This is a genomic window from Rheinheimera pacifica (assembly GCF_900108485.1).
Lineage (GTDB): Bacteria > Pseudomonadota > Gammaproteobacteria > Enterobacterales > Alteromonadaceae > Alishewanella > Alishewanella pacifica.
This window is the reverse complement of record NZ_FNXF01000001.1, coordinates 475,130-501,818: the sequence shown is the minus strand read 5'-3', so window position 1 is coordinate 501,818 and position 26,689 is coordinate 475,130. Positions and strand designations below refer to the sequence as shown.

Below are 26,689 nucleotides of genomic sequence, written 5' to 3'. Positions count from 1 at the left end.
CATAAAAAAACCTGCCGCAGCAGGTTTTTTCGTTATTACAGCTTAGTTAGCTTAACCTAACCAAACCCGCGCGTTGCGGAACATGCGCATCCAGGGGCTATCTTCCTGCCAGCCGTCTGGCTGCCACGAATTAGCTACGGCGCGGAATACCCGCTCCGGATGTGGCATCATTATCGTTACACGGCCATCGGTGGTGGTAAGCGACGTAATACCGGCTGGCGAGCCGTTCGGGTTTTGCGGATATTGCTCAGTGGCTTTGCCGTAATGATCCACAAAGCGCATGGCAACCGTGCCGCTGTGATTAGCTTTGGCGAATGCTTCAGATGAAGCAAACTCAGCATGGCCTTCACCGTGTGATACAGCAATCGGCATACGCGAACCGGCCATACCGTTAAAAAACAACGACGGGCTTTGCTGTATTTCTACCAGGCTAAAACGGGCCTCAAAGCGCTCAGATTTATTGCGCACAAAGTGTGGCCACAGTTCGGCACCCGGGATCAGGCTCTTGAGGTTAGACATCATCTGACAGCCGTTACACACCCCCAGTGAAAAGGTGCTTTGGCGCTCAAAGAACTCAGCAAACTGCTTACGCGCAATGTCGTTAAACAATACGGATTTAGCCCAGCCTTCACCGGCGCCCAGTACATCACCGTAAGAGAAGCCGCCACAGGCCACTAAACCATTAAAATCGGCTAATTTAGCCCGGCCCGCCAGTATATCGCTCATATGCACATCAACTGCGGTAAAACCGGCACGGTTAAAGGCGGCAGCCATTTCTACGTGCGAGTTAACGCCCTGTTCGCGCAAAATGGCCACTTTAGGTGCTGCACCTTTTAAAATAAACGGTGCGGCGACATCGGCATTTAAATCAAAGCTAAGTTTTACATTAAGGCCCGGATCGGCGGCATCGGCTTTGGCGTCAAACTCTTGTTTGGCGCCAGCCGGGTTGTCACGCAGTGCCTGCATCTGATAGGTGGTTTCTGCCCAGATACAACGTAAGCGGGTGCGGCTGTCGCTTAATACCACTTTATCGCCACGGCTGAATACCAGCTCATCCTTCGCGTTTACGCTGCCAATAACATGGCTGCAGTTACCCAGTTGGTGCTGCGCCAGTAGCTGCTTAACGTAATCCAGATCCGCTGTTGCTACCTGAATCACCGCGCCTGGCTCTTCAGAGAACAGTACTGCCATATCATCATTGCCCAGTGCGCTGATATCGGCACGTACTCCGGCTTTACCGGCAAAGGCCATTTCGGCCAGGGTAACGAATAAACCACCGTCTGAACGGTCATGGTAGGCCAGCAGTTTTTGCTCGCGGGTTAATTGCTGCACGGCATTAAAGAAGTTAATCAGCAGTTGTGGGCTGTCTAAATCAACCGGCGTCTGGCCCAGCTGCTTATAAACCTGCGCTAAACAGGACGCGCCTAAGCGGTTCTGGCCCTGGCCTAAGTCAATTAACAGCAGGCTGGTATCGCCTTTGTCGGTGCGCAGCTGCGGCGTAACCGTTTTACGGACATCTTCTATGCGGGCAAACGCAGTGATCACTAATGACAATGGCGCGGTAACGGCTTTATCTTCACCGTTTTGCTGCCATTTTGTTTTCATCGACATCGAGTCTTTACCGACCGGAATGGTCACTTCCAGTGCCGGGCACAACTCTTCGCCAATGGCTTTTACTGCGGCATATAAACCGGCGTCTTCACCCGGGTGGCCGGCTGCTGCCATCCAGTTGGCAGATAATTTAATCCGCTTCAGATCACCAATGTCAGTAGCAGCAATATTGGTAATGGCTTCAGCTACCGCTAAACGGGCAGACGCAGCAAAATCAAGCAGCGCCACTGGCGTACGCTCGCCCATGGCCATCGCTTCGCCGTGGTAGGTGTCATAACTGGCTGCGGTTACACCACAGTTAGCTACCGGCACCTGCCAGGGGCCAACCATCTGGTCACGCGCCACCAAACCGGTTACTGTGCGATCACCTATGGTCACCAGGAAGGTTTTCTCGGCGATGGCCGGTAAACGCAATAAGCGCTCTGCCGCGTCTTTTACTGTTACGCCGGTTAAGTCCAGTGCTTTGCCCACGGTTTGTGCACTTTGCACGTCGCGGTGCATTTTCGGTGCTTTACCCAGTAATACGTTTAACGGTAAATCAATCGGTGTGCTGCCAAAATGGGTGTCAGTCAGCGTTAAGTGTTGCTCGGCTGTAGCTTCGCCCACAACGGCAAAAGGTGCGCGCTCACGTTTACAGATCTGCTCAAACACCGGCATTTTGTCGGCCGGTATCGCCATCACATAACGCTCTTGCGATTCGTTACACCAAATTTGCAACGGCGACATGCCTGGCTCGTCGTTTGGTACATTGCGCAGTTCAAACTTACCACCCACGCCACCGTCATTAACCAGCTCAGGGAAGGCGTTGGATAAACCACCGGCACCAACATCATGAATAAATACGATGGGGTTTTCGCTTCCCAGCTGCCAGCAGCGGTCGATCACTTCCTGGCAACGGCGTTCAATTTCCGGGTTTTCCCGTTGCACCGAGGCAAAGTCTAAATCTTCGGCCGACTGGCCAGACGCCATCGAAGATGCCGCACCGCCGCCCAGGCCGATATTCATCGCCGGGCCGCCTAGTACCACCAGTTTTGCGCCAACCGGTAAATCACCTTTTTGTACATGATCTGCACGGATATTGCCCAAACCACCGGCAATCATAATCGGCTTATGGTAACCGCGTACTTCCTCGCCATTGTGGCTGGGTACCTTTTCTTCATAGGTACGGAAATAACCGTTAATGGCCGGTCGGCCAAATTCGTTATTAAACGCCGCGCCGCCCAAAGGGCCTTCCAGCATAATATCCAGCGCCGATACAATACGCTCCGGCTTGCCAAAATCGGTTTCCCACGGCTGCTCAAAACCCGGAATACGTAAGTTAGATACCGAAAAACCGACTAAACCGGCTTTAGGTTTAGAACCCACACCGGTGGCGCCTTCATCACGAATTTCACCACCAGAACCAGTGGCTGCACCCGGGTATGGCGAAATAGCCGTTGGGTGGTTGTGGGTTTCTACTTTCATCAGTATATGAATAGGTTCATGGTGATACTGATAAGTTAAATTACCTGGCTGAGCAAAAAAACGGCCAGCGGTAGAACCTTCCATTACCGCAGCGTTGTCTTTATAGGCTGACAACACATAGTCCGGCGTTTGCTCAAAAGTGTTTTTAATCATTTTAAACAGCGATTTAGGCTGTTGTACGCCGTCTATTGTCCAATCGGCGTTAAAAATTTTGTGCCGGCAATGCTCTGAGTTCGCCTGAGCGAACATATACAGCTCGATGTCGTTCGGGTTACGGCCAAGCGCGGTGAAGTTATCAAACAGATAATCAATTTCATCATCGGCCAGGGCCAGGCCCATATCAATATTGGCTTTAGCCAGCGCCGCACGGCCGCCGTTTTTAATATCCACCGAGCTAAGTGCAGCTGGCTCAGCTTTGGTAAACAGGGCCTGTGCCTGGGTAAGCTCGCTAAACACCGCTTCCATCATGCGGTCATGCAATAAGGCAGCAACCTGCTTTAGCTGCGTAGCCGTTAAGGCTGTAGAAGCCTCAATATAATAGGCAATACCGCGCTCTAAGCGCGAAACCGGCGTTAAACCACAGTTACGGGCAATATCTGTCGCTTTAGATGACCAGGGCGAAATAGTGCCCGGCCGGGGCGTTACCAGCACTAACTGGCCGCGTGGTTCATGGCTGGCAATGGCCGGACCATAGGTTAACAATTTATCCAGTGTTTGCTGCTGGGCGTCAGTCAATGCGCTGCTAACATCAGCAAAGTGCATAAACTCAGCATAAATACCGCTGATGGTTAAGCCACTCTGGGCGCATTGGTCTAGTAACTTCTGAATTCTGAAATCGGACAGTGCTGGCGCACCACGCAGGATCAACATAGGCTTTTTTTCCCGTGGATTGAACGACGATGGAACCTAAAACAGGCGCGCCATTATAAAGAAATTTCTGCTCAAGTGGTATGAGTAAACACTGACGCGGCGACAGAAGTTTGTTATAACAGCGCAGAACGTGACATTGCAGGTTAGTAAAGATGTGGAAAAGTCAGGCCTGGTTGCTGTTGTTACTGTGTTTAGCAGGGTGTAGCCCCGAGCCATCACAAAGCCAGCTTTACCAGATATATCAGCGTGATAGCTTAAAGGTCGGCATTTTGCACGGCCCTACCAGCTATTATGTTGGTATTGACGGCCCCACCGGTTTCGAGCTGGAACTAAGCCAGGCACTGGCCGATAAACTTGGTGTCAAACTGGAATTATTTCCCAGCTACCAACTGGACGAACTGCTGCAAAAGCTGCAAAGCGGCCAGGTTGACTATATTGCCGGCGGCCTGACCCTAACAGAGCTGCGCAAAGGCAAGTACCGTTCATCACCGGCGTATCGCTGGATAAATGAAGTATTAGTATTTAAACAAGGCAATACCTGGCCCCGCTCGCTGGACGACCTGACCGATACTGTAGTTGTAGTAAAAGACAGCAGCCATGCCGAAACACTGCAACAGCTAAACCTGGATAAACCGGATCTACAATGGCTGCAACACCCGACCCTCGATGCCGACGAGATTTTACAGCAGGTGGTTGACGGTAATATTGCTTACACCCTGACTGACTCAAACCAGCTGGCACTAAACCGGCGCTTTTACCCTAACCTTAGTATTGCCTTTACCGTGCGCGACAACTTACCGGTTAGCTGGTTACTGGCAGATAACAGCGATGATTCACTCTATGCCGTATTGATTGAGTTCTTTGGTGCTATGTATCAGGGCGGCGAACTTATTGCACTGGAAGATCGTTACTTTGGCCATGTACAACTGTTCGATTACGTAGATACGCTGGTGTATATCGATGCGATAGAACAACAGCTGCCGAAGTTTAAAGCCTGGTTTATGCAATATGCCGGTGAGCTGGACTGGCGCTTACTGGCTGCACTCAGTTATCAGGAATCGCACTGGGATCCGAAAGCCAAAAGCCCGACCGGTGTGCGCGGCTTAATGATGCTAACCTTACCTACAGCACAGCAGATGGGTGTTGCCAGCCGGCTTGATCCGGAACAAAGCATACTGGGTGGCAGCCGTTACCTGCACCGGATGGTTACCCGGATACCAGAGCGTATTACCATGCCTGACCGGCTCTGGTTTGCGCTGGCGTCTTATAATGTAGGTTGGGGCCATGTGGAAGATGCGCGCATTATTACCCAGCGCCAGGGGGCTGATCCGGATAAATGGCTGGATGTAAAACAGCGCCTGCCGTTGCTGCGGCAAAAAAATGTCTATCAAACCACTAAATATGGTTACGCCCGCGGTGATGAAGCGGTAACTTATGTCGAAAATATCCGCCGCTACTACGACACCTTGTTATGGGTAGATGAACGCCAACAGGCAGAGCAACGGCTGGAGCTACAAAAACAGCGCTTAACCGAGCAACTCAGTATAGAAATATTGCCAGAGCCACCACAGGACAACAATTAAAGCAGCTATTGAAACCGCGCCAATACGCATCCATAGTAAGCACATTAGGCAAAAATAAGGGTGCGCTATGTTAAAACGCAAAAAACCTCAAATCAGAGCACGGCGCCGTCGTTTGGTAGATGTTGCCTCCAGCAGGCGCCGTATTAAACGCAATATTGCGGTGGCAAAACTGCATCAGCGCCGACGCCATTACCTGAGCTTTTTTAATCAGGCAACCGACGTTGTTTAGCTGCTTTTTGCTCCAGCCTGCGCCGCTGAAAAAACGCCGATAATTGGGTGGCGCATTCTGTTGCCAACACCCCGGACACCACTTCCAGTTGATGATTAAACCGGCCATGTTGCACTAAATTAAGCACCGAGCCCGCCGCACCGGTTTTTAAATCTGTCGCGCCAAACACCAACCGCTTAATCCGGCTATGCACCATTACCCCCGCGCACATGCTGCATGGTTCCAACGTTACATACAAGGTGCAGTCCGGCAGGCGGTAGTTAGCCATAACGGCCGATGCTGCGCGTATTGCCTGCATCTCAGCATGGGCTGATGGGTCATTGAGGCTGATCATCTGGTTCCAGCCTTCGGCAATCATTTTACCGTCTTTAACCAGCACAGCGCCCACCGGTACTTCGCCCTGCTGCTCGGCGTTAGCTGCCAGCACGATAGCACGGCGCATCCAGTCTTCATCAGTCATAATGCTTTACAATTAATTGCTAGATTGGTGGCGGAGTTTACCACTATATTATGGTGAAATTGGCTAAACTTTTGTGTGCTTACCATTGTTATCAATTAGATTACCAGTACATCCAACTGATATATATACATATTATTATGTTGGCATCTGATTTGCACACAATGCCATTAAACTATTACAGAGAATAACAGGAGCATACAATGGGACCTTTCGAAATAGCGGCACTGGCCATTATTGGCGGTATAGGATTATCAGCCTTTAAGGTATATCACGATAATAAAGGCAAAGCGGGTAGCGCAGAATTGGATCAACTCAGAGCCGAGCAAGAAAAACTGAAGCAACGTATAGCCACACTGGAAAGCATTGTTACAGACAAAAGCTACCAGTTAAAAGAACAAATTAACCGGTTATAAACAACCATATTTTCATCCTGTTGCACTGTATGGCGTACGTGGCAGTTAAGCTTTGTTATGGTACACTGCCAGCAACTGCTGACAGGAGCTGAAAATGTCGACGGAAACTCTGGTTAACCGGGCGCGCACAATTTGCGAACAAAATGGTGCCCGCTTTACATCTATCCGCGAAAAAGTGTTTCGCCTGCTCGCCGGCCTTAACGGCGGCATTGGCGCCTATGAACTGCTTGAGCAGTTAAAACAAACTGAGCCCGGTGCAAAACCCGCTACGGTATACCGGGCAATAGAGTTTCTTACCGAGCAGGGTTTTATTCATAAAATTGAATCGAGCAATGCGTTTATGTTGTGCCATCATTTTGGCCAGCATCATCCGGCACAGCTGTTAATTTGTGATCATTGTGGTAATGTCACTGAGCTACATTCCAGTTTGCTGCAAGACGAGTTTAACCGTCAGGCAGTATCTCAGGGGTTTGTTATCAAACACCAGACCATTGAAGCACATGGTTTGTGCAAAATATGTAAAGCCAAACAATAAAACTTATCTGTATCAAGGATCTGGCTTGTGCATTTACAAAAAGGTTTCTAATCTTAAACAAGCTTTCGCTTTAGTTCTGTTTTCTGATAGGCATTGACATGAATGTTGAATTTATAAATCCGTTTTTATCGTCTTTAGTCAATGTGCTAAGCACTATGGCCAATACCACCATTACCCCCGGACAACCCCGTATAAAAAAAGACGAAGTTGCCCGTGGCGATGTGTCTGGTTTAATAGGTATGGTGAGCCCGCAAACCAAAGGCTCCTTCTCTATTACATTTGAAGAATCCTTAGCGGTAGAAATAATGTTTCGCATGCTGGGCGAGCGGCCAAAAGGCATCACGCCAGATGTCACCGATATGGTAGGTGAAATTACTAATATGGTTACCGGCGGTGCCAAGCGTATTTTAGGTGAAAAAGGCTATGACTTTACCATGGCAACTCCTGTAGTAGTGTCTGGTAAAAACCACACTATTTCGCATAAATCTGAAGGCGCAAAGGTGTTAATGCCATTCGACTCGGATTTTGGCAAAGTGCATATTGAAGTCAGCTTTGATAAATAACCTGCCATCCCTGTACCGCACAACGCCAGCTAATGCTGGCGTTGTTGTTTAAGATATTCGGTTGGGGTATACCAAAAGTAATTGAAGTTACAGCTTTAAGTACGATGGGTATAACTGAACTGTACGCGGCTGGTAATATTACACAGCAGTTCATAAGGAATAGTATCCACACAGCGCGCCAGTTGCTCTACCGGTAAATCGCTGCCCCACAGGATCACTTTGTCACCCACGGCAACAGCTTCGTTACCGATATCAACGGTAATCATATCCATCGACACCCGGCCAACAATCGGTAAACGCTTGCCGTTAATTAATACATCGGCATTATTGCCGGCGCCGCGCGGGTAGCCATCCCCATAACCCATCGCCACCACCGCTAAACGGGTGTTGTGCGCGGCTATCCAACTGCCACCGTAACCTACAGCGTCGCCAGCGTTTACCTCGCGTACCGCGATAACGCTGCTGCTGAGGGTCATGACTGGCTTTAAACCGTGATCAGTGCCAACAGCATCAGCCATGGGCGATACCCCGTACAGCATTAAGCCGGGGCGCACCCAGTCACCATGGCTTTGCGGCCAGTTTAGTACGGCGGCAGAGTTAGCAAGTGAATGTTCACCGGCACTGCCTTGCGTAATGTGCTTAAACAATGCCAGCTGATTAATGGTAGCCGGTTTGTCCAATTCATCTGAGCTGGCAAAATGGCTCATTAACCGCAGCGGCCCCTGCACATTGCTGCTTTGACACAAACGCTGATATAGCTGGTTAAATTCGTGCGGATAAATACCCAGCCGGTGCATACCGGAATCGACTTTTAGCCACACCCGCACCGGTGCATCCAATTGCGCCGCCAGCAATGCTTCGGCCTGATCATGATGATGTATTACCAGTTGCAGGTTAGAGGCAACCACTTGCGCCAGTTCATCCGGGTGGAAAAAGCCTTCCAGCAACACTATCGGCCTGGCAATACCACCGGCTCGCAGTGCTAAGGCTTCATCGAGGCGCGCAACGCCCAACGCATCGGCTTGCGTTAACGCCTGAGCTACCGGCAACATGCCATGGCCATAGGCATTGGCTTTTAACACTGCCAGTACCTTGCTGTTTGGCGCCAGCTGCTTTACCCGCGCGAAGTTATGCTCAAGCGCAGCTAAGTCTATAGTGGCCTGAGGCCGACGGCTAAGCATTAATCTTCCTCAAAGCGTGCACTGCCGGCGTAGTTATCAAAGCGCGAGTAACGGCCATGGAACGTTAGCCGCACCCGGCCAATGGGGCCGTTCCGCTGTTTACCGATGATCACCTCTGCCGTGCCTTTATCCGGGCTGTCATCGTTGTACACTTCATCGCGGTAGATAAACATAATTAAGTCAGCATCCTGCTCAATAGAGCCGGACTCACGTAAGTCGGAGTTTACCGGCCGCTTGTCGGCACGCTGCTCCAATGACCGGTTAAGCTGCGACAGTGCCACGACCGGTACTTTCAGCTCTTTTGCCAGGGCTTTTAATGAGCGCGAAATCTCAGCAATTTCCAGCGTGCGGTTATCGCTCATGCCCGGCACGGTCATTAACTGTAAATAGTCGACCATAATCATGCTTAAGCCACCATGCTCACGCGCCACGCGCCGTGCCCGTGAGCGCACTTCGGTCGGTGTTAGCCCCGAGCCATCATCGATATACATTTTACCTTTGGTGTTCAAAAGCTCAATGGCAGAAGACAGCCGCGCCCAGTCTTCATCTTCCAACTGGCCGGTACGGACCTTGGTTTGGTCAATCCGGCCTAAAGACGCCAGCATACGCATCATAATTTGTTCGGAGGGCATCTCTAAGCTGAAAATCAGCACCGGCTTGTCAGAGGTAATGGCAGCATGCTCGCACAGGTTCATCGCAAAGGTGGTTTTACCCATCGATGGCCGGGCCGCAACAATGATCAAATCAGACGGCTGCATACCGTTGGTCATTTTATCTAAATCGACATAGCCGGTAGACACCCCGGTAACACCGTCATACGGCGAGCGGAACAGCTCGTCAATTTTTTCAATGGTTTTGGCCAGGATGCTGTTAATTGGCTCGGGGCCTTCATTGGCATTGGTACGCTGCTCGGCAATTTTAAAGACTTTGGTTTCGGCAAAGTCCAGCAGCTCAGCCGAGGTGCGGCCCTGAGTGTCGTAACCGGCGTCAGCAATATCATGCGCCACGGAAATCATATCGCGCACCACGGCACGCTCACGCACGATTTCGGCATAGGCCAGTATATTGGCGGCACTGGGGGTATTTTTGGCAATTTCACCTAAATAAGCAAAACCGCCGACATCGTCCAGTTGCAGATTGGCTTCTAAATTTTCCGATACGGTAATAATATCAATCGGCTGGGTGGCTTCTGCCAGGCGCGACATGGCGGCGAAAATAAAGCGGTGCGCGCGCAGGTAAAAATCCTGCTCGACGACTTTTTCTGCCACGCGATCCCAGGCCTCGTTATCCAGCATTAAGCCGCCAAGTACCGACTGCTCAGCTTCTATCGAATGGGGCGGCATTTTAACCGCAGCAACCTGTTTGTCTTTGATACTACTCATAACACCTGTTTCAGTTGGCGAAAACAGCATAATGCTAACCCGCCGCAGGCAGATCACAAAGCAAAGTGTCAGATATTTTTTAGCAGATCAGATAAACAACAACGGGGGAAACAGAGGAAAAAGCGCACTGCAGATACAGTGCGCTTTAAAGCTTATTAAGCTTCTGCGATTACTACAATTTTTACAGTTGCAGTAACTTCAGCGTGTAACTGTACGTCGATTTCGTACTCGCCAGTTTCACGTAAAGTACCTGTAGGCAGTTTAACTTCTGCTTTAGATACTTTAACGCCAGCTTCAGTGATCGCATCAGCGATATCACGGGTGCCAACTGAACCGAACAGCTTGCCTTCGTCACCGGCTTTAGAAGCGATAGTCACTTCACCCAGCGCAGCAATTTTAGCAGCACGGTCGTTCGCAGCAGTTAAATCATCAGCTAATTTAGCTTCTAATTCAGCGCGACGGGCTTCGAATTTCTCGATGTTAGCTTTGGTAGCCGGAACTGCTTTACCCTGTGGGAATAAGAAGTTACGAGCATAACCTGACTTAACAGCTACATTGTCACCTAAACCACCAAGGTTAGCGACTTTGTCTAACAGAATAATTTGCATTGCTTATACCCCTTCTGTATTAACTGTGTGAGTCGCTGTAAGGCAGCAGAGCCAGGTAGCGTGCGCGCTTGATAGCACGAGCCAGTTGGCGCTGATACTTAGCGCTGGTACCAGTAATACGGCTAGGTACGATCTTACCGCTTTCTGTAACGTAGTTTTTCAGAACAACGGTATCTTTGTAATCAATCTCTACAGTGCCTTCTGCAGAAAAACGGCAGAATTTACGGCGACGGAAAAAACGTGACATTTGCCTGTCTCCTAACTTATTTGTTCAATTTGTTGCGCATGCAGCACCAGCTTAGCTTGTCCGCTGCGGCTTTGGTGGCGGTTTAAAAAACCTGTCACCTTTACCATGTTGCCCAACGTTAACTGTCGGGTATGTTGTGTTAGTGCGGCTCCGGTTAGTACTACCTGTATCCTGACATAGGCCTGGCGGTTTAAGCCGGCTTCCATCTGGTTACTGCGGTGTTCTAACACCAAAACCGTATGCGGTATGCCCGCAGGACTTTCGCTATGCTCCGGTTGACGGCAGATACTGCCAACCAGTACGGTGCTATTGTCCATTAACAACAACTTACTCTTCGTTTGCTACTTGCTCTTCATGTTCGCGAGGAGCACGCTCACGACGTTCATCACGTACTTTTGCCATTGGTGATGGCTCAACTACGGCACTGTCAGTGCGCATAATCAGGTTACGTAATACCGCGTCGTTGTAGCGGAAGTTAGTTTCCAGCTCATCAATCACAGTTTGTGGTGCTTCTACGTTCATCAGAACATAGTGAGCTTTATGCAACTTCTGGATTGGGTAAGCCAGTTGACGACGACCCCAATCTTCCAGACGGTGAATAGAACCACCCGCTTCTTTGATTGCGCCAGTGTAACGCTCAATCATGCCAGGTACTTGTTCACTCTGATCAGGGTGAACCATAAAAACGATTTCGTAATGACGCATTGTAGCTCCTTACGGTTAGTAAGCCTCGGGGGAACTCGGCCGGGGTTCTCATGGAGGCAAGGAACGTTAGGTGTATGGCCGAAGGTCGCGTATTTTACGGACTTAGCGGGTAAATAACAAGCAGAAAGCAATCAATTTGAAAGATTAAGCAGGTAAAAGCGAGTGATAGCGCAGCCACAAACCCATTTCGCGTAAGCGAAGGCGGCGGACAAATTCGTCGGGAACGAATTTGGTAAGCTTAGCTGAGCCGCCTCACTGAGGGCAGGATTGCCCGAGGTGTCATTGTGGCGAGCATAACACTCACTTTTACCGGCGACTTCAAAGCAAGGCTAGCTATTTCGCTGTGCTCGCCACAGCAACTCGTTCGCTGCTTGCGCGCTCACTCAGACACTCTGTGGCTGCGCAATCGAAACAGCTAACCTTTGCTATCGCCCAAAAGCAATCGGGGGCGGAGTTTACTGGCGTTGGCGCACGGCTTCAAATAAGCAGATACCGGCAGCAACCGATACGTTAAGGCTGGACACAGTACCAAACATCGGAATTTTTACCAGGCTGTCGCAGGTTTCGCGGGTTAAGCGGCGCAGGCCTTCGCCTTCGGCGCCCAATACCAGTGCCAACGGGCCTTTAAAATCAGCCTGGTAAATACTGGTATCGGTTTCACCGGCCGTGCCGACCACCCAAACACCGGCGTCCTGTAATTCACGCAGGGTACGGGCTAAGTTGGTTACGGTAATAAAAGGCACGCTTTCAGCAGCGCCACAGGCTACTTTACGTACTACTGAGGTGAGCTTCACTGAACGATCTTTTGGCGATACCACAGCATGCACACCGGCGGCATCGGCGCTGCGTAGAATAGCGCCTAAATTGTGCGGGTCGGTTACACCATCCAGGATCAGAATAAACGGCTTTTCCTGCTGCTCAACAATGGCGGCTAAATCGGCTTCGCTGCCGCTGCTTTGTAACCGGGCTTTGGCAATTATGCCCTGATGCTGGCCACCGACCATATCGTCCATAGTTTTGCGGTTACAAAACTGCACCGACACACCGTTTTGCCGTGCCTGCTGGATTAACGGCTGCATGCGCTTGTCGTCGCGATCTTTCATCACAAACAACTCCAGCACATCCTGCGGTGCGCGTTGTAATAATGCCCCTACCGCATGAATACCAAATACCAGATCTGCGCTCATTGTTAACCCTTAATGCCGACACTTAAAAAAGGCCGGCAGTTTACCTTATTACTTCGCTTTACGCCGTGGCTTTTTACGTGCGGTAATATTACGCGCGCCTTTGGGCTTAGCTTCTGCACCTTTAGCGGCAGGTGCTGCTTTACCGGTAGCGCGTTTGCCGCCTTTAGCTGCACCTTGCTTTGACGCTTTGATTTGCTCTTTGCTGACAATACGCTTGGGCTCGCCTACTAAAACTAAATCAATTTTGCGCGCTTCCAGGTTAACCGCAGCCACCTTCACTTTTAGCAAATCACCCATGCGATAGGTTACTTTGCCATGCTCGCCGCTTAGCGTGTGGCGCTCGGCGTCAAAGTGGTAGTAATCGTTTTGCAACGAGGTGACATGCACCAGGCCTTCGATATACAGCTCGGTTAAGCGCACAAATAAGCCAAAGCTGGTAACGGTAGACACTACACCGTCAAACTCAGCGCCTAAATGGTCCTGCATGTATTCGCATTTTAGCCAGTCGGCGACTTCGCGGGTGGCATCATCCGCACGGCGCTCGGTCATCGAGCATTGCTCGCCCAGTGGCGTAATTTCCGCTTCAGTGTATTCGCGGGCACCGGTCACCTTTTGGCCTTGTTTGGCCAGCAAAGCTTTAATACCGCGGTGCAGCACTAAATCCGGGTAACGGCGGATGGGCGAGGTAAAGTGAGCATAAGCTTCCAGCGCTAAACCAAAGTGGCCCTGGTTATCACCCTGATACACCGCCTGCTTCATCGAGCGCAGCATCGTGGTTTCAATCAGCTCACGATCCGGCCGGTCACCGATTTTTTCCAGCGTTTGCGTTAACTCCAGCGGTGTTGGCTCAGCTGATAAGTTCGCTTCTATGCCAAGCTCAGCTAAAAAGCGGCGGAAGTTGTCAAAGCGGTCAGCATCCGGCCGTTCGTGTACACGGAAAAGCGTATGGGCTTCGTGCTTTTCAATAAAGCGTGCGGCGGCCACATTGGCCATGATCATGCACTCTTCAATGATCTTATGCGACTCAACCCGGTGCACCGGTACAATCTGCTCAATTTTGCGATGACTGTTAAATACAAAGCGGGTTTCTACTGTTTCAAACTCTATAGCACCGCGTTGGCCGCGTACCTTGGCCAGCTTTTTATACAGGCTGTTCAGCGTTTCAATATTGGTCAGGTTAGCGGCATATTGCTGGCGTAACTCAGGGTCGCCCTGCAGTATCTTATGCACCTTGTTATAAGTTAAGCGCGCACTGGAGTGCATTACCGCTTCATAAAACTGATAGCTGTCGAGTTTACCACTGGCACTGATATGCATATCGGCGACTAAACATAAGCGGTCGGTATGCGGGTTAAGCGAACACAGGCCGTTAGATAACGCTTCCGGCAACATAGGCACTACGTGGTCGGGGAAGTACACCGAATTGCCGCGTTCTATGGCGGTGTTATCCAGCACCGTATACGGCAGTACATAAGCGCTAACATCAGCAATGGCCACCCATAAACGCCAGCCGCCGTTTTCTTTGGCTTCAGCGTAAACGGCGTCATCAAAGTCGCGCGCATCTTCACCATCAATAGTAATCAAACCTAATTTGGTTAAATCGACACGGCCTTGCTTGGCCTCTGCTGGCACTTCTTCGCCGTACTTAGCCACTTGTTTTAATACCGCATCAGAAAACACATGCGGTATTTGATGATTACGAATGGCAATTTCAATTTCCATACCCGGCGCCATATGCTCGCCCAGTACTTCGGTGACTTTACCGACTGCATTAACCCGCTTTGATGGCCGCTGGGTTATTTCTACCAATACCACCTGGCCGTGCCGGGCTGCGCCCTGCTCACCATCGGGGATAACAATATCCTGGGTAATGCGCGGGTCATCCGGCACTACTACGCCTAAGGCGAAATCTTTATAGTAACGCCCAACTATCGGCTCGGCGCGCGGCTCTAATACCCGCACTACGCGGGCTTCAATTTTATCTTTACTGTTTACGCTTTGCGCTGTCGCCAGCACAATGTCGCCATGCAGCAAACGCTGCATTTCAAAGTTGGGAATAAACCAGTCCGGCCCACCCTGCTCCAGCTTTAAAAAGCCAAAGCCTTCGCGGTGGCCCAATACCGTGCCTTTGACCAGGTCCATATTATCGACCAGGCCATAGCGGCGGTTTTTGGTATAAATTAACTGGCCGTCGCGCTCCATGGCGCGCAGGCGTTTTTTCAGCGCGAATATAGCATCGTCATCGGTTAAGCCCAGCTCTTCAACTAATTCTTCAAAATAAGCGGGGCTCTGGCGTTTTTCGATATGCTCGAGAATAAATTCACGGCTGGGGATAGGGTTGTCGTATTTTTCCTGCTCACGCGCAAGATGCGGATCATTTACCGTCATTAAGTTATCTTTTGTTTCCTAAATTGTGTTAAGTGTAACAGCTAAACCGGGTTATGAGTATGAACTTCATTTTACCGGCCGTTTGGCATTCGCCACTACCCGTGCGGGCATTTTTTGGCTTAGCTTGCCAAGCAACTGTTGTATTTGTTTATGTGTACCGGCATCTGCCGTTACCGCATTGTGCAACCAGCGATAGCTTTGTTCGAAATCTACCGGGCTGCCATGGCCGTCAACTAATAGCTGTGCCAAACGTAACTGCGCTTTTAAATTACCCAGTGCCGAGGCTTCACGCAAATAAATAATAGCTTTATCGGTATCGGGCTGCACAAAGCGGCCAATATGATAATAACGGCCTACTTGTTCTAACCCCTCAGGTAAGCCTTGCGCTGCGGCTTGCAGCATCAGGTCCCAGCCTCGTTCTACATTACGTGGCACACAAACCGCATAGGCCAGCATATCGCCATACAGAAACTGATAAGCCGGCAACTGCATAATATCCGCCCGGGCTTCGATATCACGCACCAGCTGACAATCATCGGCCCGTACACGCTTAAGATGGCTGTTGGTACGGATCAATGCCAACAGTTCGTCCTGAGAATATAACTGCACGGCTTCAAGTTCCTGCGCCTGTGTTAATGGCGCTTGCAGTATCAAAACAGCCAGCACCAACCATAGCATTTTAGTCATAATATGCGCCTGAAAATTGTTATCTTAGGCTTTATCGGCCTCTAGTAGCTTTTTTTAAGCAACTTCTGCGCCTTTATTGCTCGTTATTTAATATCCACGGAGCTGCAAGCCGTGGTTTTATTACCTTAGCACGCACTGTAGCGCTACTTACGGCTACATCGCTGCAGCTGCCGCTGGCAATATAATTAACTGCCTCAGCATACAAAGGATCAGTAACAACGCCCCAATCTCCGGTTATGTTGTCAGTAACCGGGCAGTTAGGCTGTAAACCATCAAAGTACCCACCTTGATCCAGCGCGTTTACCGTTTGAAAGTTAATAGCAAACAACACGTAGTTGCCAATAATATCCGGTTGCTGCCCTATCGGCTTACCACAAGTTGCACTACCTATCTGCACCACCTCAACAAAAGGTGTCAGAGAATTAATCACCAGTTCGCTGGATGAGCAGCTGCTTTGGGTTGTCAGCACAAATACCCTGGGCAGATTCAGAACCGTTCTGCCGGCCCCCAGCGCAAACAGGGTGGTACTATTTTTTGCCGTATTCTTGTCATTAAACTGATATTTTACAAAAACTTGGCCCTGAACGAAGTTTCGCGCAATCTGTGTACTCAGTTGGTTTGCCACCCGGATCAGGCCGCCGCCGTTGTAACGTACATCCAGCACCAACTCATTAACCCCTTGCGTAGCAAAATAGGCAAACGCTTCTTCCAGTTCAGTCTCAGACAATTCAATAAAAGTATTAAACACCAGATAACCAATACGTTTACTGCCTTGTGTAGTGACAGAGCGGTGCAGCACAGTATTGGTAGTCACTGCTGTTTTAATAAAATTTGCTGCCTGCTCAGAGGTATCAGGTTTACGCCAGACAAAGTTACGTACTACACCAGTTTCGTTCGGGCCGTAAATATCCTCATTGGTTGCCGTGCCTGCATCAAGCCGGCTTAGCCACTGCGCGACGCTAACGCCCTCAATTGCAATTATTTTATCGCCGCGGCGCAGGCCATTTTGCGCCGCTGAACCGTCGTCATATACATACGCAATTTGCAACGCCGTATCATTATCTGCTCTGACACTGGAGAAACCGTAGCCGAAGAACGTAGCGTTAATATAGCGATCTTCATATTCTTGCCGGGTAAGAATAAAGCTGTAGCGATCTTGTGGTGCTGCGACAGCCTGCAATAATTGATTGGGCGAACTGTAACTATCTGGGTTAATTGAAGCAGGCAAATCACGGTACCACAGATAATCCCGCTGCAACGCACAAAACACCTGAGAGTTAATATCAGTACGCTGGCAAATACTGGTTTGCCCTGTGCTGTCTGTATCTATGTTGCCTCCGCCACCACAAGCGGTAAGTGTTATTAACGCTGCTAACAAGGTAAAAATGCGCATAACCGTAACTCCATGTTTTGCTTTTTATCAGCATAAACAAAAACGCTGCCAGGTGGCAGCGTTTTTTATACGGCACAACTTAACAAACAGATGCCTTAAGCAAAAGGATGACGCAGTACAATAGTCTGAACACGATCAGGGCCGGTTGACACTATATCAACAGGCACGCCGGTCAGTTGCTCTAAACGGCTGATATAGTTACGCGCTGCCTGCGGTAAGTTCTCCAGTTGCTGCACACCAAAGGTGCTTTCGCTCCAGCCCGGCATTTCTTCATATACCGGTGTTACCAGCTCAAAGCCTTCTGCAGCCATAGGCGGAACATCAGTCACATTCCCTGCCGCATCTTTGTAACCGGTACAGATGTGTATTGTTTCCAGGCCGTCTAATACATCCAGCTTGGTTAAGCAAAAGCCAGAGATACTGTTTAATTGCACTGCACGCTTAACGGCAACGGCATCGAACCAGCCACAACGGCGTTTACGGCCGGTAGTCGCACCGAACTCATGGCCTTTTACGCCTAAATGCTCACCTACTGCACAGCCCAGTTCTGTCGGGAACGGGCCTGATCCAACACGGGTGGTATAAGCTTTAACAATACCCAGCACATAATCCAGATAACGCGGGCCAAAACCAGCACCGGTTGCTACACCACCAGCTGTGGTATTAGACGAGGTAACATAAGGGTAGGTACCGTGGTCAATATCCAGCAATGTACCCTGAGCACCTTCAAACATAATTTCCTGGCCAGCTTTACGCGCTTTGTCCAGCAAATCAGTAACATCTACTACCAACGGCTTTAAAATGTCTGCAATAGCCAGTGCATTGTCCAGTGTGGTCTGATAATCCACCGCTGGTACTTTATAGTACTGCGTAAGAGTAAAATTATGCAGATCCATCAGCGTTTTCAGCTTTTCAGCAAACAACGCCGGGTTAAACAAATCCCCCACACGTAAGCCACGGCGGGCAACTTTGTCTTCGTATGCCGGGCCAATACCACGGCCGGTAGTACCGATAGGCTTGTCGCCACGGGCCAGTTCACGCGCTTTATCCAGTTCAACATGGAACGGCAGAATCAGTGGGCAGGCTTCGCTTAACAGTAAACGCTCTTTTACCGGTACGCCACGCTGCTCGAGCATGGTCATTTCCTTTAAGAACGCTTCAGGGGACAGCACTACACCATTACCAATAACGCATTTCACGTTGGCACGTAAAATACCTGACGGAATTAAATGTAATACGGTTTTCTCACCGTCGATAACCAAAGTATGCCCTGCATTATGGCCGCCTTGATAGCGCACCACATAGCTGGCTTTATCTGTTAATAAATCGACGATTTTACCTTTACCTTCGTCACCCCATTGGGTGCCGAGCACTACGACGTTTTTGGCCATGGTTCCTACATCATGGGAAAAATTAGGCGGGGATTCTACCAAATTGGCAACCAAGTTTCAGCCGTCTGGAGGAAAAAAAGCCGCTTTTTTCTTAGCGGCTTAATTAATGGTTTTTATTCAGTCAGTTAAGTATGTTCATGGGTTAGACAAGTTAAATCATATTGCGCACTGTTATGGTATAAGGCAAAGCCAAACCGTAAACGATCTGCGCGATAGTCGGTTTCAATACCCGCGCGTTTTAACTGTGCTGCCAGCTCAGCCACTTCAGCTGCACTGCCCAAACGGAAGGTTAAAAAATGGCCGTGGTGTGCCAAATCATGCTGCAGCAGTGTCTGCAAATTTAACTTAGCATGCTTTAACTCTGCTACTTTGGCCAAAAATACCTGTTGTAACTGCTGTACATACTGATGAATACGGCCAACACTAATGCCCTGCTGTTTAAATAACCGCAACACGGCATTAAGGCGATATAAAGCGGAGAAATCCATCGTTGAACCGGCGAAACGATAACCATCTTCGCTGTACAGTACGGTGGCAGATTTCTCGCCCGCCAAAGTACCAAACTCAGCAAACCAGCCGGTATATAACGGCCGCGCTGTGCAGCCCAGCGGCACGGCCATAAAACAGCAGCCCTCACCGCCCTGTGCATACTTATAACTACCGGCCAGATAAAAAACGCGCTCAGCAATTGCCGATAAGTCTGTCGGCAAGGCCATAAAACCATGATAGCCGTCGATCACGATCATCGCATCGCTGGCGGCAGCTAATTGCCGTACCAAGCCGGTTAAATCGGTAATAGCGAAACCTGAATTAAAAAATACCTGGCTGCAAAAAATCAACTGATAGTTGTGTGCTGCCGCAGCGTCGCTAAAGCGCTGTGCAAAGCTGGCAAAAGGCTCGGTTGGAATGATATCCAGTTGCACGTTGTCATATTCAACCAAACGCTTTACCTGCCGCGAAAAGCTGTGAAACTCACTGTCAGTGGTTAGAATTCTCAGTGGTTGGCGTAAATCAAAACAACTGAGCAAACGCATCACCAGTTCGTGAGTATTAGGCGCAAACACAATTTGTTCAGCCTGGGGCAACTGCAATATATCGGCAATTAATTGCTGGGTTTGCGGTACTTTTTCACCAAAAATATAGCGCCATTTATCATCTACCAGCCTGGCAGTATCGTCCCAGTATGCCAACATGGCATCGCGGGTAACATCTGGCCAGTAATGATGTGAGTGACAGGCAAAATGTTGCTTGCCCTGGTTCGCCTGCAAAAACCGCTGATAAAACTGTTGGTACATAACTCCCCCTATGACCCTGTCAGAGACAAAAAAGGCCCTGAACGGGCCTTTTTCTTATACAACACTATTAGTTCTGTACTTGATCTGACTTCATGTACTTAAAGAATTCATTATCCGGCTGTACCACCAACACATCGTCTTTACTGTTAAAGCTTTTGCGATAGGCTTCCATACTGCGAACAAATGAAAAGAACTCGGCATTTTTGTTATAGGCTTCGGCATAGACATTAGCTGCTAATGCATCACCATCACCGCGCACAGTACGTGAGTTACGCTCGGCGTCGGCCACCATAACAGTAACCCGGGCATCAACGTCGGCGCGAATAATCTCGGCCTCTTCCATACCACGTGAACGATGCTCACGTGCCACTGCATGACGCTCGGCTTCCATCCGGGCGAAAATAGAGCTACTGACTTCCTGCGGCAGGTTAATCTGCTTTACCCGCACGTCAACAACTTCAATACCCAGCTCTTTTGATGCAGCGCCCGCTTGTTGTAAAGCGCCCTGCATCAGCTCTGTACGCTCGCCTGACACAATTTCCTGAATGGTGCGGGTACCAAACTCGGTGCGTAAGCCGTTGTTAATATACTGCTTTAACAACACCTCTGCTTGCGCAATATTGCCGCCGGTTGCCAGAAAATAGGCACCAAAGTCATTGATACGCCATTTCACATAGCTGTCTACCAGCAAGTCTTTTTTCTCAGCGGTTACAAAACGATCCTGTGCATCATCCAATGTTTGCACCCGTGCATCTAACTTACGCACAGTTTCAATAAACGGCAGCTTAAAATGTAAGCCTGGCTCATACACTACAACGTTTTGCTCAGCATCACGCTGAATTTTACCAAACTGAATCACAATGGCGCGCTGGCCTTCAGGCACCACAAACAGGGCCGATATAAAGATAAACCCAATAATAACGATAATGGCTATAGTAAAGTTTTTCATATATTACCCCCGGCCGCCGCTGCGTGTTGTTGTGCTGCGCGAACTGTCAGTCCGGTTTGAACTGCTACTGCTGTCAGTGCTGCTACGCGATGGGATCAACGGCAAGCTGCCTGACGGTGTTGAACTGCCAGCGCCTTGATTAATCATCTTATCAAGCGGTAAATACATAATATTATTACCATTTTTAACATCCAAAAGCACTTTAGATGTATTGCTGTATACCTGTTCCATCGTTTCAATGTACATACGATCGCGGGTTACTTTAGGCGCTGCCAGATATTCCGGTAACAGCTTCTCAAAGCGTGCAACTTCACCTTGCGCTTTTAATACAATTTGCTGTTTATAGGCATCAGCTTCCTGCATTACGCGGTTAACCTGACCACGGGCACGCGGCTCAATTTCACGGGCATAAGCCTGAGCTTCCTGAACAAAACGCTCCTGATCTTCCTGTGCTTTAATCGCATCATCAAAGGCATCACGCACTTCTTCCGGTGGCCGGGCATCGCGGAAGTTAACATCAACCAGTGCTATACCCATGTTGTAGGGCTGAATAATGCCTTCCAGTTCCTGGCGGGTGTTCTGCCGCACGACTTCACGGCCGCGGGTTAATACGTCATCCATAATGGAGTGACCAATAACATAACGCAGAGCCGCATCGGTTGCCTGATTTAAACTGCTGTCAGCATCTACCACCGAAAACTTATATAAACGGGCGTTGAATACACGATACTGGATTTCAAACGTAACCCGTACCAGGTTCTGATCCTGAGTCAGCATAAAACCGTCGCTGCGCAAAGTGCGTACACTGGTCACATCAACCGGCAGCACGTTGTCAATAAAGGTAGGCTTCCAGTGAATACCGGGCCCGACTTCATCGTGATACTGGCCGAAACGCAGCACGACACCACGCTCAGATTCTTTAATGGTATAAAAGCCACTGAAAGCCCATACCAGAGCAGCGACAATCAGTATTAGTACCAGAGCAGCAGAAGCACCACCGCCGCTACTACCGCCTGTTGACTTGCCACCGCCGAAGATGCCTCCTAACTTTTTGCCAAAGTTGCGAAACACTTCATCTAAATCGGGCGGGCCCTGATCACGACCACCCTGTTTCCAGGGGTCGTTATTCTTGCCGTTATTGCCCGGCTCATTCCAAGCCATGGTTTACTCCATTCTAAGTTGCAAAATAAGGGTTAATGTATCAAATAACCGGCTTACTGACGACATAGTTTTCTAATTGCCCATGCGACTGCTTAAGGCAACGGTTCCAGACCGACTCGCTTAACCGCAGTTGCAACTGACAATTGCCATCAGCATCAAACTGTTCTTGTTCAATACTATGTTGCTGGTGAAACCTGGCACGCCAGTGCATTTGATCCGGAGGCAATAGCAGTGCTATGTCCAGATACCGCTCTGACAATAACTGGCTAAGTGCCTGCGCCAGCAAATCTACCCCGGCGCCACTCACGGCAGACAAATATACCGCTACCGGTTGCTTATATTCGTTGTACTCAATACGTGGTAATTGCTGCAACAGGTCAATTTTGTTGTACACCACCAGCTGTGGTAGCTGATCGGCTTCAATTTCCTGCAGCACCAGTTCTACCTGCTGCATATTGTCATCTTTGCGTGGATCGGACAGATCCACCACATGTAACTGCAAATCGGCGTCACGTGTTTCCTGCAATGTCGATTTAAAAGCAGCCACCAGATCATGCGGTAAATGCCGGATAAAACCGACAGTGTCAGCCAGAATAATCTCGCCAACACCTTTTAATTTCAGTTTACGTAAAGTGGGGTCAAGGGTGGCAAACAGCTGATCAGCAGCATACACATCGGCTTTGGTAATGCGGTTAAATAACGTCGACTTACCGGCGTTGGTATAGCCTACTACAGACACTACCGGCACTTCAGACCGTTGCCGGGCACGACGCCCCTGTTCACGTTGCTTTGTCAGCTTCGCTAATCTGGTTTGCAGCGCTTTTACCCGCTCCCGCAGTAAACGCCGGTCAGTTTCCAGTTGGGTTTCACCGGGGCCGCGCAGGCCAATACCCCCTTTTTGCCGATCAAGGCTGTCCCAGCCGCGCACCAGCCTGGAAGCCAAATGCTGCAACTGTGCCAGTTCTACCTGCAACTTACCTTCGAAGGTACGGGCGCGCTGAGCAAAAATATCCAGGATCAAAGTGGTACGATCAATGACTCGGGTCAGACACAAACGCTCTAAGTTCCGCGTTTGTGCCGGGCTGAGCGCATGATTAAAAATAACCACATCAGCGCCGGTTTCTTCCACCAGTGCTGCTATTTCGCCGGCCTTACCTGAACCAACAAAAAACTTAGCATCAGGCGCACTTCTGCTTGCAGTAATAACCTGCAACGTTTGCACACCGGCGGAAGACACCAACAATTTCAGTTCGGTTAAATCCTCACTGACATGCTGCTGCGAAAAGTTTACATGGACAAGGATCGCTTGTTCCGGTACCACGCTAATGTCAGACAAGCGACTAACCCCTGAAATTATTCCACGTCCTCTTCGTCATCACCCTGGCCATTACTGTGAGTTACCATAGTATTGACCGCGCGGGCCGGTACCACAGTTGAAATGGCATGCTTATATACCATCTGACTTACAGTGTTTTTCAGCAGAATAACGAACTGATCGAAAGATTCGATCTGACCCTGAAGTTTAATGCCATTCACCAGATAAATTGATACCGGAATACGCTCCCGTCTCAAGGTGTTTAAAAATGGGTCTTGTAAAGATTGGCCCTTTGCCATGTGCCGCTTTCCTTTTTTAATTAGTCCGACTTATATTGGTATTATTTTTTTTATTTCAAGTTGTTAAAACGTCTTTTTCTATATCTTATTTAGCTTAGCGAAGATAAAACGGCTTGCAAGTTTTCTGACACCGGCGCATCACTTTTCAGCCATGTCAGATCAGGCCAGCCACGCAGCCAGGTTAACTGTCGTTTTGCCAGTTGCCGCGTTGCTGCTATACCGCGTTCACTCATTTGCTGATAGCTACCATTACCAGACAGATAATCCCACATTTGCCGGTAACCTACGCAGCGCATAGAGGGCAAATCCGGGTGTAAATCCGGCCTGTTTTTAAGTGCCGCAACTTCCTGTTCAAAACCAGCCGCCAGCATCTGCTCAAACCTAAGCGCAATACGCTGGTGCAACACGGCACGATCCTCCGGCGCTATCGCAAATTGGTGTGCGACAAAAGCAAAAGGTTCCCCTTTTTCTGCAGTTAAATCTGTCAAACTACGTCCGGTTAGTCGGTAAACCTCCAACGCCCGGTTAATACGCTGCGGGTCATTCGGGTGAATACGCTGTGCAGATACAGGATCAATCTGCGCTAATTCCTGATGTAATCCGGCCCAGCCCTTTACTGCGGCTTCCTGCTCTAACTGCCGTCGCACTGCCTCGTTGGCCTCTGGTAGCGGCGAAATACCCTCAAGCAAGGCTTTAAAGTACAACATAGTACCACCAACCAGGATGGGGATGTTACCACGATGTTGAATTTCAGCAATCAAACGCAACGCATCTGTACGGAAGTCTGCCGCAGAATAGCTTTGCAGCGGATCACGGATATCGATCAGGTGGTGCGGCGTTACTGCCAGCTCCTGCGCTGTGGGTTTGGCAGTGCCTATATCCATACCGCGGTAAACCAGCGCGCTGTCAACACTGATAAGCTCTGCAGGCAGACGTTGATAGAGCTCCGTTGCCAAAGCCGTTTTACCTGATGCGGTTGGCCCCATCAGAAAAATCACATCGCGCTTTATCTGGCTCATGGTTGTTGCCTTGTTAACAAACTTAGTGTGGCATCAAGTTGCAAAGGCGCACTGTGCCAATACTCAGGCAGCGACAACACTTGCGGCACAGATTTTAACACCGTGACGGCTGCTACCTCATTTGCATTAAGTAACATCGACAATAAAACCCCAACCACCTCATCGCCGCTATGCTGCACTAACTGCTCAAACCATAACGGCAGCCAGTGCCCCAGTACAGTTTGTCGCAGCCAGTCTGGTACTGCCCGTACTATCACCGTATTGTCAGTAAGCAACATATCAAAACCAGCCCGGCTAAAGCTGTCGGCCAGTTGGGTAAGTGTGCGTAGCTGCATTGCATTGACACTGATACGCAGCGGTAGCAATAACGGCACGGCTGGTAAGCTGTTGGCAGTAAAATATGCCGACAAGGTGGGCACAAGATCAATTAACAGCACGTCGTCTGCATATTGCTTCAGCAAATAGCGGTTACGCATAATAAATGGCGCCCCGGCGGGTTGTGACACCGCCGGTAAACCTGCTACAACCTCGGGTTGCTGTTCTGTCTGTGTTTCTGCTGCCTCTGCCGCTATGTGGCTGTGCTGCCAGTATGATAGCTCACGTTTTACTGCAGCAGCGGCAGGCTGACGGGGTGAGTAAGCACCGTTATTGCCTGGCTGGTTGCCGGCCGGTTGCCGGTTGCTGGTTGCTGGCTGATAGGTGTAGGCCGATGTTTCCTGTACCCGGTTAACCCTATCTTCGGCTAACTGTGGTGCAGTTAACTGGCTCAACGCATCGCCCAGGGCTGACACCACAAAATCGTGGATTAACCTTGCCTGATGAAAACGCACTTCATGTTTGGCCGGATGTACATTGACATCGACCTGACGGGGATCAAGCTCCAGATATATTACAAATGCGGGCTGCTGATCTGCGGTTAGCATATCGCCATAGGCCTGACGGATGGCATGATTTAACAGCTTGTCGCGCATCATCCGGCCATTAACGTAGCTGTACTGGCATTGCAACTGGCTGCTACAGGCTTGCGGCTGTACTATCCAGCCCCAGATCCGCACATCACCATACTGGTTCTGAATAAAAGCCGCGTTTTCAGCAAACACCCGGCCACACAGTGCCGCTACCCGCTTTTGCCGTTGCTCTTCCGTTTTTGCCGCCTTCAACCGGCGCACGGCCTGGCCGTTATGGCTCAGCTGCCAGCTAACATCATAACGGCTTAACGCCAGCCGTTTTATCAGCTCATCAATATGGCTGAATTCTGTTTTATCCGTGCGCAAAAACTTACGCCGTGCCGGAGTATTAAAGAATAAGTCCAGCACTTCAATGCTGGTACCCACCGGGTGCGCCGCGGGCCGCACTTCTACCTGCATATCACGCCCGGCAGCACTGGCCTGCCAGGCTGCACTTTGTTCAAGAGTTTTTGAGGTTAATGTCAGGCGGGATACTGAGCTGATACTGGCCAATGCTTCGCCACGAAAGCCCAGGCTGGTAATAGCTTCCAAATCATCCAAATCAGTAATTTTGCTGGTGGCATGCCGGCTTAATGCCAGCACCAGCTCTTGCTCTGCAATACCGCTGCCGTTATCACGCACCCGGATAAGCTTGCTGCCACCTTTTTCAATATCTATTTCAATCTGATCAGCACCGGCATCCAAACTGTTTTCTACCAGCTCTTTCACTACAGATGCAGGGCGTTCAACAACTTCACCCGCCGCAATCTGATTAGCCAACTGCGGCGGTAAAATACGAATAGGCAT

General features: G+C 49.8%; 25 protein-coding genes. 5 read left to right on the top strand and 20 right to left on the bottom strand.

Translation table 11 applies throughout. The features are described from left to right. Positions 1-51: 51 nt before the first annotated feature. On the bottom strand, positions 52-3,945 hold the full coding sequence (purL, locus tag BLW68_RS02265) for a phosphoribosylformylglycinamidine synthase (RefSeq protein ID WP_092789736.1): 3,894 nt from the start codon (positions 3,943-3,945) through the stop codon (positions 52-54). 152 nt (positions 3,946-4,097) lie between these two features. Between purL and mltF the strand changes: the two genes are divergently transcribed. Together mltF and BLW68_RS21050 are read left to right on the top strand one after the other, a co-directional pair. Continuing rightward, the gene (gene mltF / locus BLW68_RS02260) at positions 4,098-5,528 is read left to right on the top strand and encodes a membrane-bound lytic murein transglycosylase MltF (RefSeq protein WP_092789732.1); all 1,431 of its coding nucleotides are present in this window, start codon (positions 4,098-4,100) and stop codon (positions 5,526-5,528) included. Between the two features lie 67 nt (positions 5,529-5,595). Further along, positions 5,596-5,757, top strand: a complete 162-nt coding sequence (locus tag BLW68_RS21050; RefSeq protein WP_177172128.1) for a hypothetical protein — start codon at positions 5,596-5,598, stop codon at positions 5,755-5,757. Here BLW68_RS21050 and tadA read toward each other — a convergent pair. After that, the gene (gene tadA / locus BLW68_RS02255; RefSeq protein ID WP_092789730.1) at positions 5,732-6,217 is read right to left on the bottom strand and encodes a tRNA adenosine(34) deaminase TadA; all 486 of its coding nucleotides are present in this window, start codon (positions 6,215-6,217) and stop codon (positions 5,732-5,734) included. The genes BLW68_RS21050 and tadA overlap by 26 nt on opposite strands. A 200-nt stretch (positions 6,218-6,417) precedes the next feature. On the opposite strand from tadA, the gene BLW68_RS02250 reads away from it, so the two are divergent. From BLW68_RS02250 to BLW68_RS02240, 3 genes are all read left to right on the top strand, one after another. After that, a complete protein-coding gene (locus tag BLW68_RS02250) occupies positions 6,418-6,630 on the top strand; it encodes a hypothetical protein (RefSeq protein ID WP_068228545.1) in 213 nt (70 codons plus the stop codon). A 94-nt stretch (positions 6,631-6,724) separates the two neighbouring features. After that, a complete protein-coding gene (locus BLW68_RS02245) occupies positions 6,725-7,165 on the top strand; it encodes a transcriptional repressor (protein WP_092789727.1) in 441 nt (146 codons plus the stop codon). Positions 7,166-7,263: 98 nt separating this feature from the next. Continuing rightward, positions 7,264-7,728 (top strand): chemotaxis protein CheX, encoded by a 465-nt coding sequence (locus tag BLW68_RS02240; protein ID WP_092789724.1) that lies wholly within the window; start codon positions 7,264-7,266, stop codon positions 7,726-7,728. Between the two features lie 95 nt (positions 7,729-7,823). Here BLW68_RS02240 and alr read toward each other — a convergent pair whose 3' ends face one another. The 18 genes from alr to mutL form a co-directional block, all read right to left on the bottom strand. Next, entirely contained in the window at positions 7,824-8,909 is a 1,086-nt protein-coding gene (gene alr, locus BLW68_RS02235) for an alanine racemase (protein WP_092789722.1), read from the bottom strand. Then, positions 8,909-10,291 carry a replicative DNA helicase gene (gene dnaB / locus BLW68_RS02230; RefSeq protein WP_092789908.1) on the bottom strand — a complete coding sequence of 461 codons (1,383 nt, stop codon included), beginning with the start codon at positions 10,289-10,291 and terminating at the stop codon, positions 8,909-8,911. Before dnaB ends, alr begins: the two co-directional genes overlap by 1 nt. 155 nt (positions 10,292-10,446) lie before the next feature. After that, a complete protein-coding gene (gene rplI, locus BLW68_RS02225) occupies positions 10,447-10,899 on the bottom strand; it encodes a 50S ribosomal protein L9 (protein ID WP_068228531.1) in 453 nt (150 codons plus the stop codon). Between the two features lie 19 nt (positions 10,900-10,918). Then, entirely contained in the window at positions 10,919-11,146 is a 228-nt protein-coding gene (gene rpsR / locus BLW68_RS02220; protein ID WP_068228526.1) for a 30S ribosomal protein S18, read from the bottom strand. Positions 11,147-11,157: 11 nt separating this feature from the next. Continuing rightward, positions 11,158-11,463: a primosomal replication protein N gene (gene priB / locus BLW68_RS02215; protein WP_092789719.1), complete on the bottom strand. Its 306-nt coding sequence runs from the start codon at positions 11,461-11,463 to the stop codon at positions 11,158-11,160. Between the two features lie 10 nt (positions 11,464-11,473). Next, positions 11,474-11,851, bottom strand: coding sequence for a 30S ribosomal protein S6 (gene rpsF / locus BLW68_RS02210; RefSeq protein WP_027672333.1), 378 nt, complete (start codon positions 11,849-11,851; stop codon positions 11,474-11,476). A gap of 455 nt (positions 11,852-12,306) precedes the next feature. Further along, a complete protein-coding gene (rlmB, locus tag BLW68_RS02205) occupies positions 12,307-13,038 on the bottom strand; it encodes a 23S rRNA (guanosine(2251)-2'-O)-methyltransferase RlmB (RefSeq protein WP_092789715.1) in 732 nt (243 codons plus the stop codon). Positions 13,039-13,086: 48 nt separating this feature from the next. Further along, on the bottom strand, positions 13,087-15,426 hold the full coding sequence (gene rnr / locus BLW68_RS02200; protein ID WP_092789712.1) for a ribonuclease R: 2,340 nt from the start codon (positions 15,424-15,426) through the stop codon (positions 13,087-13,089). A gap of 66 nt (positions 15,427-15,492) precedes the next feature. Further along, complete coding sequence (locus tag BLW68_RS02195) at positions 15,493-16,113, bottom strand: tetratricopeptide repeat protein (RefSeq protein ID WP_092789709.1); 621 nt, start codon at positions 16,111-16,113, stop codon at positions 15,493-15,495. A gap of 73 nt (positions 16,114-16,186) precedes the next feature. Continuing rightward, positions 16,187-17,506 carry a S41 family peptidase gene (locus BLW68_RS02190; protein ID WP_092789706.1) on the bottom strand — a complete coding sequence of 440 codons (1,320 nt, stop codon included), beginning with the start codon at positions 17,504-17,506 and terminating at the stop codon, positions 16,187-16,189. Between the two features lie 95 nt (positions 17,507-17,601). Next, positions 17,602-18,897: an adenylosuccinate synthase gene (locus BLW68_RS02185; protein ID WP_092789703.1), complete on the bottom strand. Its 1,296-nt coding sequence runs from the start codon at positions 18,895-18,897 to the stop codon at positions 17,602-17,604. A 125-nt stretch (positions 18,898-19,022) separates the two neighbouring features. Next, on the bottom strand, positions 19,023-20,192 hold the full coding sequence (locus tag BLW68_RS02180) for an aminotransferase class V-fold PLP-dependent enzyme (protein ID WP_092789701.1): 1,170 nt from the start codon (positions 20,190-20,192) through the stop codon (positions 19,023-19,025). 67 nt (positions 20,193-20,259) lie between these two features. Continuing rightward, positions 20,260-21,141: a protease modulator HflC gene (gene hflC / locus BLW68_RS02175; protein WP_092789697.1), complete on the bottom strand. Its 882-nt coding sequence runs from the start codon at positions 21,139-21,141 to the stop codon at positions 20,260-20,262. Positions 21,142-21,144: 3 nt separating this feature from the next. Next, positions 21,145-22,302, bottom strand: a complete 1,158-nt coding sequence (gene hflK / locus BLW68_RS02170; RefSeq protein WP_092789694.1) for an FtsH protease activity modulator HflK — start codon at positions 22,300-22,302, stop codon at positions 21,145-21,147. A gap of 40 nt (positions 22,303-22,342) precedes the next feature. Next, entirely contained in the window at positions 22,343-23,638 is a 1,296-nt protein-coding gene (gene hflX, locus BLW68_RS02165; RefSeq protein ID WP_092789692.1) for a ribosome rescue GTPase HflX, read from the bottom strand. A 17-nt stretch (positions 23,639-23,655) separates the two neighbouring features. Continuing rightward, entirely contained in the window at positions 23,656-23,916 is a 261-nt protein-coding gene (gene hfq / locus BLW68_RS02160) for an RNA chaperone Hfq (RefSeq protein WP_068228488.1), read from the bottom strand. A gap of 89 nt (positions 23,917-24,005) precedes the next feature. Further along, complete coding sequence (gene miaA / locus BLW68_RS02155) at positions 24,006-24,935, bottom strand: tRNA (adenosine(37)-N6)-dimethylallyltransferase MiaA (protein ID WP_092789690.1); 930 nt, start codon at positions 24,933-24,935, stop codon at positions 24,006-24,008. Further along, complete coding sequence (gene mutL, locus BLW68_RS02150) at positions 24,932-26,689, bottom strand: DNA mismatch repair endonuclease MutL (RefSeq protein ID WP_092789686.1); 1,758 nt, start codon at positions 26,687-26,689, stop codon at positions 24,932-24,934. Before mutL ends, miaA begins: the two co-directional genes overlap by 4 nt.

Bases quoted from the DNA above. Each gene is read 5' to 3' on its own strand.
- BLW68_RS02190 (WP_092789706.1), bottom strand. From the start codon at position 17,506: ATGCGCATTTTTACCTTGTTAGCAGCGTTAATAACACTTACCGCTTGT.
- hfq (WP_068228488.1), bottom strand. From the start codon at position 23,916: ATGGCAAAGGGCCAATCTTTACAAGACCCATTTTTAAACACCTTGAGA.
- BLW68_RS02250 (WP_068228545.1), top strand. From the start codon at position 6,418: ATGGGACCTTTCGAAATAGCGGCACTGGCCATTATTGGCGGTATAGGA.
- BLW68_RS02195 (WP_092789709.1), bottom strand. From the start codon at position 16,113: ATGACTAAAATGCTATGGTTGGTGCTGGCTGTTTTGATACTGCAAGCG.
- mutL (WP_092789686.1), bottom strand. From the start codon at position 26,689: ATGCCTATTCGTATTTTACCGCCGCAGTTGGCTAATCAGATTGCGGCG.
- rnr (WP_092789712.1), bottom strand. From the start codon at position 15,426: ATGACGGTAAATGATCCGCATCTTGCGCGTGAGCAGGAAAAATACGAC.
- mltF (WP_092789732.1), top strand. From the start codon at position 4,098: ATGTGGAAAAGTCAGGCCTGGTTGCTGTTGTTACTGTGTTTAGCAGGG.
- BLW68_RS02185 (WP_092789703.1), bottom strand. From the start codon at position 18,897: ATGGCCAAAAACGTCGTAGTGCTCGGCACCCAATGGGGTGACGAAGGT.
- alr (WP_092789722.1), bottom strand. From the start codon at position 8,909: ATGCTTAGCCGTCGGCCTCAGGCCACTATAGACTTAGCTGCGCTTGAG.
- hflK (WP_092789694.1), bottom strand. From the start codon at position 22,302: ATGGCTTGGAATGAGCCGGGCAATAACGGCAAGAATAACGACCCCTGG.
- miaA (WP_092789690.1), bottom strand. From the start codon at position 24,935: ATGAGCCAGATAAAGCGCGATGTGATTTTTCTGATGGGGCCAACCGCA.
- rlmB (WP_092789715.1), bottom strand. From the start codon at position 13,038: ATGAGCGCAGATCTGGTATTTGGTATTCATGCGGTAGGGGCATTATTA.
- priB (WP_092789719.1), bottom strand. From the start codon at position 11,463: ATGGACAATAGCACCGTACTGGTTGGCAGTATCTGCCGTCAACCGGAG.
- rpsR (WP_068228526.1), bottom strand. From the start codon at position 11,146: ATGTCACGTTTTTTCCGTCGCCGTAAATTCTGCCGTTTTTCTGCAGAA.
- BLW68_RS02180 (WP_092789701.1), bottom strand. From the start codon at position 20,192: ATGTACCAACAGTTTTATCAGCGGTTTTTGCAGGCGAACCAGGGCAAG.
- hflC (WP_092789697.1), bottom strand. From the start codon at position 21,141: ATGAAAAACTTTACTATAGCCATTATCGTTATTATTGGGTTTATCTTT.
- BLW68_RS02245 (WP_092789727.1), top strand. From the start codon at position 6,725: ATGTCGACGGAAACTCTGGTTAACCGGGCGCGCACAATTTGCGAACAA.
- dnaB (WP_092789908.1), bottom strand. From the start codon at position 10,291: ATGAGTAGTATCAAAGACAAACAGGTTGCTGCGGTTAAAATGCCGCCC.
- tadA (WP_092789730.1), bottom strand. From the start codon at position 6,217: ATGACTGATGAAGACTGGATGCGCCGTGCTATCGTGCTGGCAGCTAAC.
- rpsF (WP_027672333.1), bottom strand. From the start codon at position 11,851: ATGCGTCATTACGAAATCGTTTTTATGGTTCACCCTGATCAGAGTGAA.
- BLW68_RS21050 (WP_177172128.1), top strand. From the start codon at position 5,596: ATGTTAAAACGCAAAAAACCTCAAATCAGAGCACGGCGCCGTCGTTTG.
- rplI (WP_068228531.1), bottom strand. From the start codon at position 10,899: ATGCAAATTATTCTGTTAGACAAAGTCGCTAACCTTGGTGGTTTAGGT.
- purL (WP_092789736.1), bottom strand. From the start codon at position 3,945: ATGTTGATCCTGCGTGGTGCGCCAGCACTGTCCGATTTCAGAATTCAG.
- BLW68_RS02240 (WP_092789724.1), top strand. From the start codon at position 7,264: ATGAATGTTGAATTTATAAATCCGTTTTTATCGTCTTTAGTCAATGTG.